Below are 16169 nucleotides of genomic sequence, written 5' to 3'. Positions count from 1 at the left end.
GGATGACCTGCAGTTTTGGTCGTCTGGCGGCTTCGCCGTCGGCCTCGGACCCCTCGTCCGGGGCCTTCTGCGTGAGCGATGCGTGAGCGGACGCCGCGTCCGGCTGCGGCACGACGGCCAACGTGGGAGCACTTTTCGGCTGGTCCGGGTGGGCGGCGCGCGGGATGAGACCGGCCGCGCGTTCGGCGATGGCGCGGTCGAACTCCGGCAGCAGGCTGGTGTAGGTGTCCGCGCTGATCGCGATGGAGGAGTGGCCGAGGGTCTCCTGGATGTCCGCGCTCGGAGACCTCCTGCACACCACCGCCCGCAGTGCACCGCCAGACACCCAGGCTGAACTCCCGGCGGCTACCGAGTTCAACCGCGCCCGCCGCTCCGCCATCCGCGCCGACCCCACCACAGCAGCAGCCCTGCGAGCAGCGGCCAAAAACCTCGTCCACGCCCCGTCGGACCCCGGCGGCCTCGCCGTAGCCGTCATCTTCACCCTCCTACAACTGGCCATCGCCGCCGCCCGCTAGTACGAGCAGCGCGGCTACCAGCAGCAGGCAGCCGCCGCCCACGCCAAGGTCACCCACCTGCACGCCGGCTATCAGCAGGCCGCAGCCCCGGTCCTGGCCGACTTCGCCCACCGCACTCCGCGCCCGGAAACGGCCCAGCGATTCCAGACCGCCGTCCGGCAGGCCATCCCCGACCAAGCCGACCGCATCCTGGCCGACGCCGCCTGGCCCGCACTGGCGACCACCCTTGCCCAAGCCGAAAGCGCCGGACACCACCTCCCGAACCTCCTCCGGCAGGTAGCACCCGAACGCGAACTTGAAACCGTCCAATCACGCGCCGAAGTCATCAACTGGCGCCTCACCGCGATCCCAAACCGACGCGCCCATGCACCCCAGGCCCGCAGCACCACCGCCCGAGGTACGCCAGCCGCCTCGGGACACGTACAGGCGTCGCGACCGACCGACGCGCCTGACCGACGGGCACCCAAGAGGTCGTAGGTCGGCCACCAACCGACTGCTGTGCGGAGCAGTTCGGAGGGGTCCACCGCGTTTGTGGACCCCTCCGTGGCCGGACCCATCTTCATTTCATCCGCGGCTGAGCGAGCAATTTCCGTAGTTAGGCCCGGCGACTTCGGTGTTTCGCGCCGGCGCTCTTTGTCGGCGACTGTCCCGGCGCCGGCGGCGGGGCTGTCCCGGGCTGTGCTGGGCCGTCGGCTAGGAGTATTGCCTGCCAGGCCCGTTCCTGGAGTTCGTGGATGCAGGGTCCGCATGCGTACATCGGTGCTTGGACTCCGGCGACGTTCGCCGGGCCGATCCACAGGACGCGGGTCCACTGCTGGCCGCAGAACAGCCAGCAGTAGCCGTCGGTCCAGTCGTTGTTGTCATCAGTGGATGCCGGTTCAGGTAGGCCGCCGCGGGCGAAGGCGGCAATTCCGGGGATGACCCGGTGCTGTAAGGAGACTTTCGTCAGCACAGCTCTGCTCTCCGGTGCTCACTGCCTTCGCAGGGCCGCCGCGGGCTCGCCGCTCTTGTTGGTGTCGGCGAAAAGGAGGGTGGGTTCGGCGAGGATGTCGCGGCCGGCCTCGCTCTTGTAGATGGCGTCGACACTGCCGAAGCGGGCTTCCGAATAGTCGAGGCCGAGGCGGGCTGCGGCGTCGCGGACGGACGGCTCGTCGGGTCCTTCGATCTCCAGGAAGGTGGGGAGGTCGGGCCAGGTGTCGAAGTCGAAGGCGACGTCGCCGAGCTGCCATTCCTCGCGGAAGTTTTCCTGGTAACGGACCTCTCGCAGGCCGAGGTTGGTGAGGATCTCGGCCATGGCGTGGAGGTCGCCGACCTCGGTCTCGATCTCGGTCGTGCCGTGGATGGACGTGGCGTCGGTCACCTGCTTGAGGGTGAGGGTGGTGCGGGTGCCCTCGTTGCGCAGGCGTACCCACTGGGAGCCGTCGAGGACGTCGCTCTCGAAGATCTTCCGGGTGAGCAGGGTGCGGGGGAACGCCTGGACCGCACCGAGCCCTGCCAGCTTGGCCTGGAGGCCGGTCACGTCGACGGCGAGGAACTTCGCTTCGTATTCGTGCTTCATGATCGGTTCATGCCCTTTCGGAGGTCACTGGGAGGTGCGGGTCGCCAGGAGTACGCCCATGGGATGGGTGTGCGGGTGAGGCTGGCCGATGTGTGGAAGCTCGGTGAACTGCACAGTTCTCACGGTCAGTTGGATGTTCCACCAGTCGCAGAAGCGCTGGCTGAGCTTCTCGGCGGACGTGTAGTGCTCGCTCAGGTGGTGCCGGGCCGTGACGGGCATCATGAACTCCGCGCCGAACAGACCGTGGACGCGCACGAGGCCCTGCATACGGGTGATGAAGTCGGCCAGGGGACGGTGGTGGTTGGCACTGTAATTCCAGGAACAGCTCGTCCAGACGGCGTCGTACTGCGCGTCGGCGGGCAGCCCGGCGTCGAGGAAGTTCCCTTCCACGATGTCCACGCGATCGGACAGCCCTTCCTGCTGAAGCCGCTCGATCAGGCCGGGGGCGTGGGCCTCGGTGCCGTCGGGCAGGCGGACGAGTCCGCCCTGAAGGGCTACCGGGTCTCGTTCGATCGCAGTGACACGGTGGCCGGTTGCCGCCAACGGCAGTACCAGCCTGCCGTCGCTCGCGCCGATGACCAGCACAGTCGCGTCAGGGCCACCATGTTCCGACAGGGCCGCGCGGAACTGGGGGAAGAAGGTGAGGGTGTGCTCCCACCGGCTCAGGGTCTGCACCGCTGGCTCCTTGGGCAGTGACGTCGAGGATGGCGTGGACGACCTGTTCGGGCGTGCGGCCCGTGGTGTTCACGCGGTGCATCGGGAAGGGGGCGTAGGCGTGGGTGATCTGCTCGGCGACCTCTTCGGCGAGGCCGTCCCAGCGTGAGGTCGGCTTGTGGCGGGCGGCGAGTCTGCGTCGGCGTTCGGTCTCATCGCACACGAGGCTGTACGTGACGGGCTCCGGCAGGTTCGGCGGAAGGGTGATGCCGAGGCGGGAGCCGAAGGCGCGGTGGTTGGCCAGGCAGCGGGCGAAGTAGCTGTCCACGACGACCGGAGTGCCGGCGGACAGGTGCCGGCGGATGTCGTCGGTGGCGGTGAAGAGGGCGGAGAGGTAGAAGGCCATGCGGGCTTCAACGTTGTCCCGAGCGTCGATCTCCCGGCGCAGCGACAGGTAGAGCGCGGGCACGGTGGGGACCAAGACCGCCCTGCGGGCTGCGGCGAGCAGCGGTGCGACGGTGGACTTCCCGGTGCCGCGTAACCCTTCAAGGCTCTCGAAGAGCGGCTGGTCAGGCACGGGCGTAGATCACGCCGGGCACGGCGAGGGCGAGTTCGTCGGTGGCGGAGGGGCGGTGGACGACGTGCCCGGCTTCCTTGTCGTACCAGAAGGCGTTCGCGTCCTTGCCGACCGCCTTGCAGGACATCGTGAGTGCGCCGCGCGGGTCGGCCTCGATCCGGGGGATGGCGGCGGTGCCGCTGAGCGGTTCGCAGACCTCGGGTGCGCCGTCCTCCGACAGGTCCTCGTCCACGATGACCTCGATGGTGAGGTTGTCGGCGGTGCGGAGCTGCTCGCGCAGGCGGCCGTACGCGGCAGTGCCGCTGATGAGGAGTTCGGGGTGGTGGGCGGCGTTGCCGACCGGCCGCAGGTGGTGGAGCTTCAACTGCCTTGCGCCGTAGTCCTGGAGGGTGCGGGCGAGCGGCAGGACCTCGTCGATGTTCCGGGCGTTGACCGTCATGGTGGCGCCGGTGGGGATGCCCAGGTCGCGGGCGTGAGCCAGGGCGGACAGGGCGCCCTGGTAGCTGCCGAACTTGCGGATGGCGTCGTTGGTGGCGCCGTTGCCCTCCAGCGAGATCCGCAGCAGGTCCAGGTAAGGGGCGATCTCGGTGAGGCGGCGCTCGATGCGGTAACCGTTGGTGCAGATCTCCACGTGCAGGCCCAGCTCCTGCTTGGCGTACCGGACGACCTCGGGCAGATCTTTGTAGACGAAGGGCTCGCCGCCGAGGAGGTTGACGGCCTCGGTGCCGCACTCCTTGTGCATCAGCCGCATCAGCGTGATGGCTTCTTCAAGCGTGAACGCGTCGGCGTGCTGGAGGCGTTCGCCGTGGAAGCAGTGCTGGCAGGCGAAGTTGCAGCGGTAGAGCAGTTGCAGGTAGAGCATCCGGATCGTCTTGATGCCGGTGATCTCCGTGATCATGGTGACCTCCCTGGGCGTGGTGCCTGGGTTGAGGCCCTGATCGTGGCCGGGCTGCACGGGACCGCGTCACCGCGTAAAGGGACGCGCCCAGGACGTCCTGGGACGTTTTCAGGCTCGCGCGATGTCCTCCAGGAGGCGAAGGACGCGGTCGGTGTCCGACAGGTCGGGCAGGACGACGGGGGCGCCGGCGGCTTCGAGTGCGGCGGGGCTGTCGACACCGGTGGCCACGGCGATGATGTGCGCACCCGAGGTCAGGGCGGCCTCGACGTCCCGGGGCGTGTCGCCCACCAGCACGACGGGAGAGCCGGCGGGGAGGCCGCGGTCGCGCTGAACGCGGCGACGGGCGACGTCCACCAGGTGTGGACGCTCCTCGGCGTCGGCGCCGTACGCCCCGACCGGCAGGTCAAGAAGGGCGTCCAGGCCGAAAGCCGAGAGCTTCACGCGGGCGTTGGCGGCGATGTTGCCTGTCAGCACCGAGGAGACCCAACTAGGTTGTGCGGCAGCGGCTTTGAGTACGTCCTGCACTCCTGTCAGCGCTGTTCCCCGAGCTTGGAGCGCTCCAAGCCGACCCGCGCCCGCGCGGATCAGCGCGGCTTCGACGTCCGGCCACGCGGGCTCGGCCACACCGTTCCGGCCGAACATGTCCCGCATGATCAGGCGGTCCGTACGCCCCTCGGTGACGGCCGCCTCAACTGGACGGCTTCCCGTCACGGCCTCGTACGCGGTGGCGTAAATCTCCTTGCTCACACCGGCGTTGTCGATGAGCGTGTGGTCGATGTCCCACAGAACGATGAGCGCCATATGCCCAGCGTAGGTGCCGTACGGGAACGGCCGATTCCGCTGGCCGCGGACCAATCGGGCTTGCTCACCTGCCGCGCCCTGCACTTGTATGGCTTCTGTGAACGAGCGACTTCACTCCGTACTCGCCCAGCGTGGTGTCACGCCTGAGTTGCTCGCCGAGGCGTGCGAAGTGGACCCCAAGACCGTCGGCCGCTGGCTCGGCGGACGCATCCCTCACCCCCGGCACCGCCACCGCGTCGCCCAACACCTCCGCGTGGAGGAGACCTTCCTCTGGCCCGCCCCACAGGCTTTGAGCAGGCCGGCGGCCGGCGCCCAGGGCACGGAGCTGCTCGGCACGTACCCGAATCGGGCCAGCGTCCCGCGGGAGACGTGGCTGGGCCTGCTCCAACAGGCCCAGGAACAAATCGACCTCCTCGTCTTCTCCGGCACCTTCTTCGCCCAGAGCAACCCGCACGTCGTCCGTATGCTCGCCGCCCGCGCTGCCGACGGCGTCCGCGTACGGCTGTGCTTCGGCGACCCGAGCGGCCAGGCCGTCTCCATCCGGGGCCGCGAGGAAGGCATCGGTGACACCCTTGCCGCCAAGATCCGCGCCTCCCTCACCTACTACCGGTCACTGTTAACGGTGACCGGCTGCGAAGTGCGGCTGCACGACACCACGCTCTACACCTCGCTCTTCCGCTACGACGACACCCTGCTGGCCAACCCGCACATCTACGGCCACCCCGCCAGCGCCAACCCCGTCCTCCACCTCAAGTGGGCCGAGACCAACGGCTGGTTCGACACGTACGCTCACAGCTTCGACGCCGTCTGGGCCGGCGCACGCCCCTGGACGCCCGACTGGGAAGAGGCCACCGCGCATGGGCAGGACTGAGTACTACAACGACCCCAACGCCCCCAAGGCCAACACCCTCATCCCCGCCAGCAACCTCCTGGTCGTCGACGAGACCGGCGCGATCCTCCTCCAACGCCGCCGCGACACCGGCCAATGGGCGCTCCCCGGCGGAGCCCAGGACATCGGCGAGACCGCCGCCCAGTGCGCGATCCGCGAATGCCTCGAAGAGACCGGCATCATCGCCGAGATCACCGGCTTCCTCGGCGTCTACACCAACCCCAAGCACATCGTCGCCTACACAGACGGCGAGATCCGCCAGCAGTACGAGAACACCTACATCGGCCGCCCGGTCGGCGGCGAGCCGACCATCAACGACGAGGCCGACGGCGTCCGCTGGGTTAGTCCGAAGGACCTCGACGCGTACGACATCCACCCCAGCATGCGCCAGCAGATCGGCGACTACCTCGCCGGCACATACCCCTACCTCGGCTGAGCGTTCCCCATCGCCGCCTCCACCCGCGCCACGGCCGCGTAGATCTCCGGCTCCGCCCGCCGAATGAACCGCCCCACAATGCTGTCCGCCCCGTATCGGCTTACGATCTCGGCCACCCGCTCCGGCGCGGTGGTCGGCTCCCCGTCAGGCGTCGTCGTCATGTCGCAATACACCAGCGCATCCACCAACAACTGGTCCTCCAGTAGCGGAAACTCGGCCTCCAGCACCTCCCGCAACCCCCGCTCCTCCGCCTCCAACAACGCGAACGAATGATTCGCCACCAACCGCGTCACCCGCTCATCAACCCCATGCTCATCCCGCAGAAACCGCGCCCCGTCCAACGGATGAAACCCGGTGACCGCCAGTCGAGGCGCATACCCCACATCGTGCAGAACGGCGGCCGAGAGCAGCAGTTCGGCTTGGTTTCCCACGACGACGGTCAGGGTCGCTGCCCGCGCGGCGACACCCTGCGAATGCACCCACCGCCGTGGCAGCGGCAGCGCGAGTTCTGCCCCAGCGATCTCCCATGCCCAAGCCACAGATCCTCCGCCGTGTCCCGATGCCCGCGTAGGTCGCCCCTCGCTGAGGCTCTATCCCAACGTGTCCTGCGGACAGCATTCACAGAACCTACCCACGTCCCGTCCGTCCACCGAGTCTGCGCGGACCCACAAACGCCAAGCTCAAACGCCATCCGCGTAGCGCAGTTCTGAATTTTATGGACCGTATGTTCGAATTTGGCGTGCTTTGCAATCCAGTCCCACGCCGATCGCTGCACTGGGTTCTTGGTATGCACTATTCCCCTATACGTCGTTCCCCCTATCCTGGCGATCACGCGACGGGGAGGGGGGCCAGTGGCGTTAGAGGCGACCAGTTGGCAGAAGGAACAGGTCAGCCGCGCGTACGTGCACGCCCTTGCAGCACAGGGCGGCTATACGATATGCGACTGGAACGTCGACAAGGATGGCGTTGACGTCACCCTGAGGTCGCGCGGCCTGATGGTTGATATTCAACTCAAATGCACACAGAATCCGCGTACTGTCCGCGGTGGCTATAGTTTCGACCTCGATATCGAGACCTACGACAAACTGCGAGATCCGGAACGTTCAGCCCCAGGCCACCTTGCCTTACTGATCGTGCCACCGGACATCGGCCGGTGGGTAACTCATCAGTCGGAATCCATCGTTCTGTCTTGTCATGGTTACTGGGCTTCACTTCAGGACTTAGGGACGGCACGCGGCACCGTCTCAACGGTTGTCCGCCTGCCCGACTTTCAGCAGCTCACGGTGAAGGCCATGGGCAGTATGTTCGACGCAGCGCGGCGCATGACCACCGGTGCCGCCCGGGGGTTGCTCTGACATGGCGCACAACGAGTTGGAGTTCGGTCCTGAGCAGGTCCGCAGTTATCTCAAGGTGACCGGCTGGACGCCAGTCTCCGGCGGTGACCTTGCCGAGCTGTGGAGCCTTCCCGGTCCGGCGGAGGAGGTCGTCCTGATCCCCATGAAGCCGGGCGCACCGGACTTCCCGAAGAGGTCCCGTATCCTGCTCCGCGACCTCTCCCGGATCGAGACCCGTCATGAATCTGCGGTCCACGACGCCATCGCGACGGTCTACCACGATGTAACCGACCTCCGAGCCTCACACCCCTCGATGGCGGACGGCTCAATTCCGCTGGAGGCCGGCTATGAGATGTTCATCTCCGCCAAGCGGCTGCGCGTGGCATCGGCCGCAGCGACCATCCGCAGACAGGGCCACTTCCGTAATTTCCCCGCACGGGCACGTGATCAGGCCCGTGAAGTGCGGCTCGGTCAAACCCGTCGGGGATCGTACATTGTGCCGATCATCAGTCAGGCCCGGTCTTCCGAAGACGTTTATGCCCCAGGGCAGGAACAGATTGATATCCAAGTCGAGGAAACACTGTTCGACCGGCGCGTAACTGCCACGATGTCTCGCGCACTTGGCGTATTGGAGGAGATGGCCAGCGCCGAGCGAGAACCCACGACGAGCGAGATTTCCGACTCAGTCGGTGAAGGTGTCTCGTATGAGTTGTGCCAGGCGCTCAGTAAAGTGGTCAGCACGGAATCAGTCGATGCTCTGGATGTGACTTTCAACTGGTCAAGGGTGGCGGCACCGCCCCCTGGGTCCTCACCCCACGTGGAGTTCAATCACGCCGCCATCGAAGTCGTGAACCGGGTATCCGACCATCTCAAGACCAGGCTCTACACCCGCGAGCACATTGTCTATGGCATCGTCACCAATCTCAGTCGAGAGCCCGATGACGAAACTGGGCGGGTGGGTGTCAAGACGGTCATACACCGTCGCGCCAGGTCTGTGTGGATTGATCTCCCTGACGTCTCCTACCACGAGGCTGTCCGGTGCCACGATGCAGGCATCCCTGTGCGCGTCCGAGGGGTTCTCAGCAGCCCTCCGGGTGGTCAAGCCACCATGCAGGTCACTGATTTCGGCCCGGACCCCTCCCTCGGGCCCGAGTTGTAGGGCCTTCGTGACCTCTTGTCCTGGTCGTCCCTGACCTCCCCCCGGGAAGCCTTCGACGCCTTTGCTTTCCTAGCTGACTGAGGAGTGCGCCGCGGGGCGTTTGAAGACCTGACGACCGTGCCACACGATGTGCTTTGGATTCACGGCGGGGCGTCCGGGGCGGGACGTGGTGATGTTCTGACCATGCAGGGTGTCGACGGTGCGACCCGCCGCGCTACGGGTCACGTACGCCTGGGAGACCTGGATGGACAGGCTGGGGGTAAGACCAAGGACGCCTATATCGAACAGGGTGTGGTGAAGGGAGCACAGGGCCAGGCCGTTACTTAGTTCATCGGGGCCGTTCTGGCTGCGCCAACGGATGTGCGCGGCCTCTAGTCCGACGGGGTTGCGGCCAAGAGCGCCGTCGAATCCGCAGAAGGCGCAGGCGTACGCGTAAGCGCGCAGCACCTCCTCCGCGAATCCGGTCCGGCGGGGCCGCTTCTTTGCCGATGGATTGTGAGCTACGTCTTCAAGTGCCTGAAGGTCCAGGTCGGCGGCGTCGCAGATCGGGGTCTCCAGAGCAGGCGTGAAATGCTGCTCCAGCAAGAGCCGAACTGCTGCCGCCAGCGTGCCCGTGTCGGCCAACAGACGGTCGATGTGCGGGTGCAATCGGCCGTGGACACCTCGGTCGCGCAGGGCGCTGCCGCTCTCCTGGGCGTCCGGGCCGATGGGGTTTCCGTCCCGGTCCCGCAGGTCCCACAGCTCGCGCTCCAGGTGGACGAACGGCATAGCCGCCCGTGACTTGGCCCGCGACACGCTGGCCATCGGCGGCCCGAAGTCGTTGATCATCCGGCTGACGGGCTCCTCGGCCTCGTCGTACGTGACCACCGTGGTGCCCGTAGCGGCGAACCGACCAAGCAGCCACAGCACGAGCAGCGGCTTGTGCGGGGCCCGGCCACCGTTCACCTGGGCACGCCGGAGTTTCTTCAGCGTGCTCAGCAGTTCGTCACCTGTCACATGGACATACTTTCATCCCCGGAATCCAACTGCGGATGCGTGAGCACTGCGTGAGCATTGCGTGAGCGGATGCCCCGAGACAGGCCATCCGGAGCTGGACGGTGCAACCCACCGCATGGCGCTGACCAGCCGGGCCAGCACCACGCGACATGGTCAGCTATTCGGGATCATGATCTCTGTCGCGCTTGTAAGCGAAGGTCGTCGGTTCGAATCCGACAGGGGGCTCTTTGCTTGTGCTGGTCAGGGGCCCGGCCGCCCGAGGGGGCGGCCGGGGCCCTTCCCGTCCGGCACGCATTCGGCACACATCGCCCCGGGCGCCGGCTTGAGTGATCCTCGGCCGATCGCTGCGCGCACGGCGTCCTCACACCGGCGGTCAGCGGTCGGCGCTGCCGGACGGGACGACCCATTCAGCGGGCTGGCCGGTGAGGGAGGTGATCATGTCGAAGTCGCCGTCGTAGTGGAGGACCGTCAGCCGGTTCAGCTCAGCGGTGGCGGCGACAAGGAGGTCCGGAAGGGACAGAGCCCGATGGAAACCCGCGTTCAGCGCGTGGCGCTGGACCTCCAACGCGCGGGTGAAGGTGTCGTCATTGCTGTGGTGATAGTCGAAGGCGTGCAGCCAGGTACTGATCCGTGTTGCCTCCGAACCGTCCCGCGCGGAGTGGATCATCTCGTACTCGGTGGGCTGGCACACGGCGAGTAGGTAGCGCTCGTGAAGGGGCTTGAGCACTTCTCTGACGCTCGGTTTCGTCCAGCGTGCGAGAGCGGACTTGTCGATCAGGTAGCGGTCCTGCATCAGGCGGCGCGGCCCCCGTCCCGATCGCCGTCGTGCTTGAGGGAGCCGTCGGCGTTGCGGGGACCGGTGCTCTCGACGATCTCGCTGAAGTCGATTTCGCCGGCGTCCATGGCGTCGAAGAATTCCTGCCGCAGATGCCGCTTGACGGCGTCTTCCATCGCCAGGCGAACGGCCTTCGCCTTCGTCTTGGTGTCGAAGATGCGCATCGCCTCGGCGACCATATCTTCATCGAGGTCGATCACGGTTCTGGCCATGTCGGTGACCCTCCTCAGCGGCTAGTCCGACTAGAACGATACCGCTGATCATGGGAAGTCGATATCGTTTTGTCTCGGTCGTCATCATGGCACGCCTCGAACCAAGGGTCGGCTTGCCGGGCGAATCCGGAGCGCTTGCCGACGCTCAGCCATTGCGCCGCCGAGTGGGCCCGCCGTCGTTCTGGCTGCAGGGCGGCCAGCGGGAAGGCGGGCAGGCTCGGGCCCCGGGGGGATCGGCGTGGCGTGAGGACCGCGCCCTCTGGGGCGGGGGCGCGGTCCTGGGGGTGGGGAAGGGTCAGGAGGTGCGGGTGGGGGACGGAGCGGAGGGGTCTCCGAGGACGTGGAGGCCGAGGAGGCCGCCGATGGCGCCCTGGGTGGGCTTGGGGGCCGGGGCGGACGGGGCGGGAGCCTCCGGCTGGGAGGGCGGGGCGGGCGGCGGGGCCTGCGAAGTCCCGCCGGAGGAACCGCCGCTGGAGGAGGACGTCGAGCCGCTGGTCGGGCGGGAGCCCGCGGAGTGGCCGCCGCCGGTCGACGAGGAGGACGTGGACGACGAGGACGTCGGCGCCTTGGACGTCGGCTGCCCCTTGGCCTTCTTCTTGTCCTCGCCCTTCTTCTTGGACTTCGGGGACGCCGACGGCTTCGGCGACGCGCCCTGCGGCCCGCTGCCGCCCGAGACCTCGGGCAGCGGGGAGCCGGGCAGATTGTTGGTCGGGATGACCGTCGGCCGCTGCGGCCTGTCGTCGTGCGTGCTGGACGCGCGGACGGCGGCGCCGAGCACCGAGCCGATCAGCAGCGTCAGACCGGCGATCACGGTGGCGAGCACCGTGCCGCGCCGCAGCACCCGGCGGCGCAGGTCCCACACCGTGACGCGCGGGCCGAGCCGCCGCCAGGCGTCCCCTGCGAGGTGACCGTCGATGGAGTACACCGGCGCGCCCGCGATGATCAGCGGGCTCCACGCGGCGAGGTAGATGAAGTCCGGGGCGTCGTACACCGGGACCGTCCGCCAGCTCACCGTCACCAGCAGCGCGATCGACAGGCCCGCGCCGAAGAAGGCCGCGACACGCTGCCACAGACCGCAGACGGTCAGAACGCCGACGACCACCTGGAGGAAGGCGATGCTCAGGCCAGCGCCCACCGGGTGGTTGAGCGCGGCGTCGCGCAGCGGCTCCGCGAGGGCCCACGGGTGCAGGGAGTTGAGCCAGGTGACCATCGAGCCGCGCTTGCCGCCGTCGAAGTAGACGGGGTCGCAGAGCTTGCCCATGCCCGCGTAGATCGACACGAAGCCGAGGAAGATCCGCAGCGGGAGCAGCACGATGCCGAGGTTCATCCGGCGGTCGGGGTACCAGGCGTGCTTGGCCGGTTCGCCGTTGCGGGTACGCGGCCTGCGCTCGGCGCCGTCGACGGACGAGGAGTCGCCGACGTAGCCCACCCGCTGCTCGTCGGAACCGCCGTCCGCGCCCTCGTCGTACGCGCCGGTCGCCGGGCGTACGCCGCTGAGCAGGCCGGTCGGGGACTGCGCGCCGCGCTGGCCCACGACGGTCGGCACGGGGGGCGCCGCCGTGGTGTCGTCGATCCGCGGCAGCACCTGGGTGGCCGCGCCGGAGGAGTTCGCGCCGCCGGCCACGCCCGCGCGGCGGACCGCCTGGAGCAGTTCCCCGGCCGCCGGGTCGCCCGGCGTGGAGCGGCCCGACCACACCACCGGCGACAGCTTCCGCCGCCCGGCCGCGCCGGGCCGCGCTTGCGTCACGACGGGGATCTGCGCGGTGTCGTCGAGGCTGAGGGCACGGCCCGGGGTCGCGCCGAGCTGCACCCGGAAGCTCGCGTGATTGACGATGACCTGGGCGGGATCGCTCGGCACCCTGGCCATGCTCAACGGAGCGGGCTCGTCGAAGCCGGGCAACCCTCCCCCCGTAGGAGTGCGGGGTGTTCTGGTGTCCACACTCATCTAACCGAGTGACGGACGTTTAGGACACTGCCTCCGCGCCCCCACGATGTCCGAGACCCGTCAACGCCCGGTCAGCGCCCCGGCGATGACGATTCGAAGACGCGTCCGAGAACGCCTCAGGAAGGGTCACAGGGCGGCTCAGAGCCTGCGCCGCGCAAGCTTTTCAGGCCCGGCGCCACGACCCGGTGCCACGACCCGCCACAGACGCGGCGCCACAGCCCCGGCGCCACGACCACAGCTCAGGCCCGGCGCCACGACCCCGGCGCCACAACCACCGCTCAGGCCCTGCGCCGCGACGCCTCGTACAGCACAACACCCGCCGCCACACCGGCGTTCAGCGACTCCGCCGCGCCGCCCGGCATCGGAATCCGCACCAGCAGGTCACACGTCTCGCTGACGAGCCGCGACAGCCCCTTGCCCTCGCTGCCCGCGACGATGACGACGGGCCCCGACAGGGCGTCCAGCTCGTGCAGTTCGAGGTCGCCGTCCGCGGCCAGGCCGACGACGGTGAGCCCGGCCTTCTGGTACGACTCCAGGGTGCGGGTGAGGTTGGTGGCGCGCGCCACCGACACCCGCGCCGCCGTACCCGCGGACGTCTTCCACGCACCGGCCGTCATCCCGGCCGCGCGCCGCTCGGGCACGACGACGCCGTGCCCGCCGAAGGCCGCCACCGAGCGGACGACGGCGCCGAGGTTACGGGGGTCGGTGACACCGTCGAGCGCGACGATCAGCGGGTCCTCGCCCGCGTCGTGCGCGGCGGCGGCCAGATCGTCCGGGTGCGCGTACTCGTACGGCGGGATCTGGAGCACCAGGCCCTGGTGGTTCAGGCCCGCGGTGAGCCGGTCGAGCTCGGGGCGCGGGGCTTCGAGCAGCGGTACGCCGCGGTCGGTGGCCAGCCGCAGCGCCTCCCGTACCCGGTCGTCGTTCTCGATGAACTGCTGGACGTACACAGCTGTGGCCGGGATGTCGGCGCGCAGCGCCTCCACCACCGGATTGCGGCCGACGACCAGCTCGGAGGTCGACTTGGAGCCGCGGCCCGACGGGCGCCGGGACTGCGAGGAGACGGCCCGCTTGGCCGCCGCGTTGGCGACGCGGTTCTTCTTGTGGCCCTTGCGCGCCTCCGCGGGCGGCGTCGGGCCCTTGCCCTCAAGGCCCCTGCGCCGCTGCCCGCCGCTGCCGACCGTGGCGCCCTTTTTGTTGGATGTACGGCGGTTCCTGCGCTGGCTGTTCCCGGCCATGGGGCACTCTCACTTCGCTTCGGTCATGCTCGCCGGACATGGGTCCGGCGTACGGATATACGGGTCGGGTCGGGTCGACGGGTCGGGCCCGTCGGCCGGGGCCGCGGAGGCGATCCGCCAGGAGGCGGTCCGCCACGGAGGCAGTCGGCCGCTGAGGCGGTCGGCCGCGGGATCGGTCAGCCGCGCAGCGTCCAGCGCGAACCCGTCGGTGTGTCCTCGATCTCCAGACCCGCCTGTACGAGCTGGTCGCGGATCGCGTCGGCGGTCGCGTAGTCCTTGCGGGCGCGGGCCGACTGCCGCTGTTCGAGGACCAGCCGGACCAGGGAGTCCACGACGCCGTGCAGGTCGTCGCCGCGGTCGGCGCCCGTCCAGTGCGCGTCGAGCGGGTCGAGGCCCAGCACTCCGAGCATCGCACGGACCTCGGCCAGACGCGCGACCGCGGTCTCCTTGTCGTCCGCCGTCAGCGCGCTGTTGCCCTGCCGGACGGTGGTGTGGATCACGGCGAGCGCCTGCGGCACTCCCAGGTCGTCGTCCATCGCCTCGGCGAAGGCGGGCGGCACCTCGGCGGCGGGCTCGACCGGCCCGGCTTTCTCGATGACCCGCTGCACGAAGCCCTCGATCCGCGCGAAGGCGGACTCCGCCTCGCGCAGCGCCTCCTCGCTGTACTCGATCATCGACCGGTAGTGCGGGGTGCCCAGGTAGTAGCGCAGCACGATCGGCCGCCAGCGCTGCACCATCTCGGAGACCAGCACCGAGTTGCCGAGCGACTTGCTCATCTTCTCGCCGCTCATGGTGACCCAGGCGTTGTGCACCCAGTAGCGGGCGAACTCGTCGCCGTACGCCTTGGCCTGCGCGATCTCGTTGTCGTGGTGCGGGAAGATCAGGTCGATCCCGCCGCCGTGGATGTCGAAGACGCTGCCCAGGTACTTGTGGGCCATCGCCGAGCACTCCAGGTGCCAGCCGGGACGGCCGCGGCCCCACGGCGTCTCCCACGACGGCTCGCCGGGCTTGGTCGACTTCCACATCGCGAAGTCCCGCTGGTCCCGCTTGCCGGTCTCGCCCTCGCCCTCGGGCTGGCGCAGATTGTCCAGCTCCTGGTTGGACAGCTCCAGGTACTCGGGGAACGAGCGCACGTCGAAGTACACGTTCCCGTCGGCCTCGTACGCGTGCCCGCGCTCGATGAGGCCGCGCATCATCTCGATCATCTCCGGTACGTGGCCGGTGGCGCGCGGCTCGTACGTGGGCGGCTGGCAGCCCAGCGCGTCGTAGCCCGCGGTGAAGGCGCGCTCGTTCTCGTACCCGATCGCCCACCACGGGCGGCCCTGGTCGGCCTCCTTGGCGAGGATCTTGTCGTCGATGTCCGTCACATTGCGGATGAACGTGACGTCGTAGCCGCGGTAGCGGAACCAGCGCTGGATGATGTCAAAGTTGAGCCCGGACCTGATGTGCCCGATGTGCGGGGCCGCCTGCACGGTGGCGCCACACAGGTAGATCGAGACGCAGCCCGGCGTGAGCGGGACGAAGTCACGGACCTGGCGCGCGTTGGTGTCGTACAGGCGAATAGTCACTCCACAAGGGTAGTGGCCCGGAGCGGGTGCCTTGTGCGGTCTGACACAGGGCACACACAACGGTGACAATCGGCTGTACGGCGACCCCCGCGCCCCGGCCCCGCCCGGCTGGACGGCGGCCCGGCCGTACGGACGGCGGCCCCGCGCGGCTCAGCCGTGCTCGACGATCCGGTCCGCGCTCACCCGTACGACGACACGCACGTCCCCGGGCTCGTCGTTGCCGTACTCCTCACCGGTGTACTTCCGGCTCAGCGCGTTGATCAGGTCGTCGCCGCCCTCACGGGTGAGGGTCGCCGTGCCCCGGATCTCCAGGTACTTGTACGGGTTGTCGACCGGGGTCACCAGCACGGTGGTGCGGGGGTCCTTGAGCAGATTGAGGTGCTTGCGACGGCCCTCCTTGGTGGAGACGAGCACGTCGTCACCGTCACGCGTCACCCACACGACGGACAACTGGGCCTGGCCGTCGGGCTGGAGGGTGGCGATGGTCGCGAAATTCTTGCCGTCGATCAGGGCGCGGGCGGAGTCCGGGAGGGCGGCCATGAGCGGGTCCTTTC

At 68.6% G+C, this 16169-nt stretch carries 19 protein-coding genes; 5 read left to right on the top strand and 14 right to left on the bottom strand.

The annotated features are described in order from the left end of the window. Positions 1-224: 224 nt before the first annotated feature. Complete coding sequence (locus tag ABZX65_RS21455) at positions 225-515, top strand: hypothetical protein (RefSeq protein WP_355342145.1); 291 nt, start codon at positions 225-227, stop codon at positions 513-515. On the opposite strand, the gene ABZX65_RS21450 is transcribed toward ABZX65_RS21455, so the two are convergent. From ABZX65_RS21450 to ABZX65_RS21425, 6 genes are all read right to left on the bottom strand, one after another. After that, complete coding sequence (locus ABZX65_RS21450) at positions 486-824, bottom strand: hypothetical protein (RefSeq protein ID WP_355342142.1); 339 nt, start codon at positions 822-824, stop codon at positions 486-488. The genes ABZX65_RS21455 and ABZX65_RS21450 overlap by 30 nt on opposite strands. 661 nt (positions 825-1485) lie before the next feature. Further along, positions 1486-2073: a class IV adenylate cyclase gene (locus ABZX65_RS21445; RefSeq protein WP_355342139.1), complete on the bottom strand. Its 588-nt coding sequence runs from the start codon at positions 2071-2073 to the stop codon at positions 1486-1488. 24 nt (positions 2074-2097) lie between these two features. Further along, positions 2098-2748, bottom strand: coding sequence for a class I SAM-dependent methyltransferase (locus ABZX65_RS21440; RefSeq protein ID WP_355342135.1), 651 nt, complete (start codon positions 2746-2748; stop codon positions 2098-2100). After that, entirely contained in the window at positions 2666-3304 is a 639-nt protein-coding gene (locus tag ABZX65_RS21435; RefSeq protein ID WP_355342132.1) for an AAA family ATPase, read from the bottom strand. Before ABZX65_RS21435 ends, ABZX65_RS21440 begins: the two co-directional genes overlap by 83 nt. Continuing rightward, positions 3297-4202, bottom strand: coding sequence for a radical SAM protein (locus ABZX65_RS21430; protein WP_355342129.1), 906 nt, complete (start codon positions 4200-4202; stop codon positions 3297-3299). The genes ABZX65_RS21435 and ABZX65_RS21430 overlap by 8 nt, the downstream gene beginning before the upstream one ends. Positions 4203-4310: 108 nt before the next feature. Then, a complete protein-coding gene (locus ABZX65_RS21425; protein ID WP_355342126.1) occupies positions 4311-5003 on the bottom strand; it encodes an HAD hydrolase-like protein in 693 nt (230 codons plus the stop codon). A gap of 97 nt (positions 5004-5100) precedes the next feature. Between ABZX65_RS21425 and ABZX65_RS21420 the strand changes: the two genes are divergently transcribed. Together ABZX65_RS21420 and ABZX65_RS21415 are read left to right on the top strand one after the other, a co-directional pair. After that, the gene (locus tag ABZX65_RS21420) at positions 5101-5874 is read left to right on the top strand and encodes an XRE family transcriptional regulator (RefSeq protein WP_355342123.1); all 774 of its coding nucleotides are present in this window, start codon (positions 5101-5103) and stop codon (positions 5872-5874) included. Next, entirely contained in the window at positions 5861-6328 is a 468-nt protein-coding gene (locus tag ABZX65_RS21415) for an NUDIX domain-containing protein (RefSeq protein WP_355342120.1), read from the top strand. Before ABZX65_RS21420 ends, ABZX65_RS21415 begins: the two co-directional genes overlap by 14 nt. Here ABZX65_RS21415 and ABZX65_RS21410 read toward each other — a convergent pair. After that, the gene (locus ABZX65_RS21410) at positions 6316-6867 is read right to left on the bottom strand and encodes an HD domain-containing protein (protein ID WP_355342117.1); all 552 of its coding nucleotides are present in this window, start codon (positions 6865-6867) and stop codon (positions 6316-6318) included. The genes ABZX65_RS21415 and ABZX65_RS21410 overlap by 13 nt on opposite strands. 312 nt (positions 6868-7179) lie before the next feature. Between ABZX65_RS21410 and ABZX65_RS21405 the strand changes: the two genes are divergently transcribed. Both ABZX65_RS21405 and ABZX65_RS21400 read left to right on the top strand, forming a co-directional pair. Beyond that, positions 7180-7683: a DUF4365 domain-containing protein gene (locus ABZX65_RS21405; RefSeq protein ID WP_355342114.1), complete on the top strand. Its 504-nt coding sequence runs from the start codon at positions 7180-7182 to the stop codon at positions 7681-7683. Between the two features lies 1 nt (position 7684). Next, on the top strand, positions 7685-8821 hold the full coding sequence (locus ABZX65_RS21400) for a hypothetical protein (RefSeq protein ID WP_355342111.1): 1137 nt from the start codon (positions 7685-7687) through the stop codon (positions 8819-8821). A gap of 69 nt (positions 8822-8890) precedes the next feature. Here the strand turns inward: ABZX65_RS21400 and ABZX65_RS21395 are convergent, their stop codons facing one another. The 7 genes from ABZX65_RS21395 to ABZX65_RS21365 all read right to left on the bottom strand — a co-directional run bounded on the left by ABZX65_RS21395 (position 8891) and on the right by ABZX65_RS21365 (position 16155). Further along, positions 8891-9817, bottom strand: a complete 927-nt coding sequence (locus ABZX65_RS21395) for a phosphorothioated DNA-binding restriction endonuclease (RefSeq protein ID WP_355342108.1) — start codon at positions 9815-9817, stop codon at positions 8891-8893. A 373-nt stretch (positions 9818-10190) separates the two neighbouring features. Then, on the bottom strand, positions 10191-10610 hold the full coding sequence (locus tag ABZX65_RS21390; RefSeq protein ID WP_355342105.1) for a PIN domain nuclease: 420 nt from the start codon (positions 10608-10610) through the stop codon (positions 10191-10193). Beyond that, positions 10610-10864 (bottom strand): type II toxin-antitoxin system VapB family antitoxin, encoded by a 255-nt coding sequence (locus ABZX65_RS21385; RefSeq protein ID WP_355342102.1) that lies wholly within the window; start codon positions 10862-10864, stop codon positions 10610-10612. The genes ABZX65_RS21390 and ABZX65_RS21385 overlap by 1 nt, the downstream gene beginning before the upstream one ends. A 295-nt stretch (positions 10865-11159) precedes the next feature. Next, complete coding sequence (locus tag ABZX65_RS21380) at positions 11160-12809, bottom strand: DoxX family protein (protein ID WP_355342099.1); 1650 nt, start codon at positions 12807-12809, stop codon at positions 11160-11162. 278 nt (positions 12810-13087) lie between these two features. Beyond that, the gene (gene rlmB / locus ABZX65_RS21375) at positions 13088-14047 is read right to left on the bottom strand and encodes a 23S rRNA (guanosine(2251)-2'-O)-methyltransferase RlmB (RefSeq protein WP_355342096.1); all 960 of its coding nucleotides are present in this window, start codon (positions 14045-14047) and stop codon (positions 13088-13090) included. A gap of 176 nt (positions 14048-14223) precedes the next feature. Continuing rightward, positions 14224-15615, bottom strand: a complete 1392-nt coding sequence (gene cysS, locus ABZX65_RS21370) for a cysteine--tRNA ligase (protein WP_355342093.1) — start codon at positions 15613-15615, stop codon at positions 14224-14226. A 150-nt stretch (positions 15616-15765) separates the two neighbouring features. Then, entirely contained in the window at positions 15766-16155 is a 390-nt protein-coding gene (locus ABZX65_RS21365; protein WP_355342090.1) for a PPOX class F420-dependent oxidoreductase, read from the bottom strand. Positions 16156-16169: the final 14 nt, after the last annotated feature.

Origin of the sequence: Streptomyces sp. NPDC003300, from assembly GCF_040610915.1 — a bacterium.
Taxonomy (GTDB): domain Bacteria; phylum Actinomycetota; class Actinomycetes; order Streptomycetales; family Streptomycetaceae; genus Actinacidiphila.
This window is presented reverse-complemented; position numbering and strand designations above follow the sequence as displayed.

Coding starts and splice junctions, on each gene's coding strand:
- rlmB (WP_355342096.1), bottom strand. CDS start 14,047: ATGGCCGGGAACAGCCAGCGCAGGAACCGCCGTACATCCAACAAAAAG.
- ABZX65_RS21425 (WP_355342126.1), bottom strand. CDS start 5,003: ATGGCGCTCATCGTTCTGTGGGACATCGACCACACGCTCATCGACAAC.
- ABZX65_RS21400 (WP_355342111.1), top strand. CDS start 7,685: ATGGCGCACAACGAGTTGGAGTTCGGTCCTGAGCAGGTCCGCAGTTAT.
- ABZX65_RS21365 (WP_355342090.1), bottom strand. CDS start 16,155: ATGGCCGCCCTCCCGGACTCCGCCCGCGCCCTGATCGACGGCAAGAAT.
- ABZX65_RS21430 (WP_355342129.1), bottom strand. CDS start 4,202: ATGATCACGGAGATCACCGGCATCAAGACGATCCGGATGCTCTACCTG.
- ABZX65_RS21390 (WP_355342105.1), bottom strand. CDS start 10,610: ATGCAGGACCGCTACCTGATCGACAAGTCCGCTCTCGCACGCTGGACG.
- ABZX65_RS21445 (WP_355342139.1), bottom strand. CDS start 2,073: ATGAAGCACGAATACGAAGCGAAGTTCCTCGCCGTCGACGTGACCGGC.
- ABZX65_RS21380 (WP_355342099.1), bottom strand. CDS start 12,809: ATGAGTGTGGACACCAGAACACCCCGCACTCCTACGGGGGGAGGGTTG.
- ABZX65_RS21415 (WP_355342120.1), top strand. CDS start 5,861: ATGGGCAGGACTGAGTACTACAACGACCCCAACGCCCCCAAGGCCAAC.
- ABZX65_RS21385 (WP_355342102.1), bottom strand. CDS start 10,864: ATGGCCAGAACCGTGATCGACCTCGATGAAGATATGGTCGCCGAGGCG.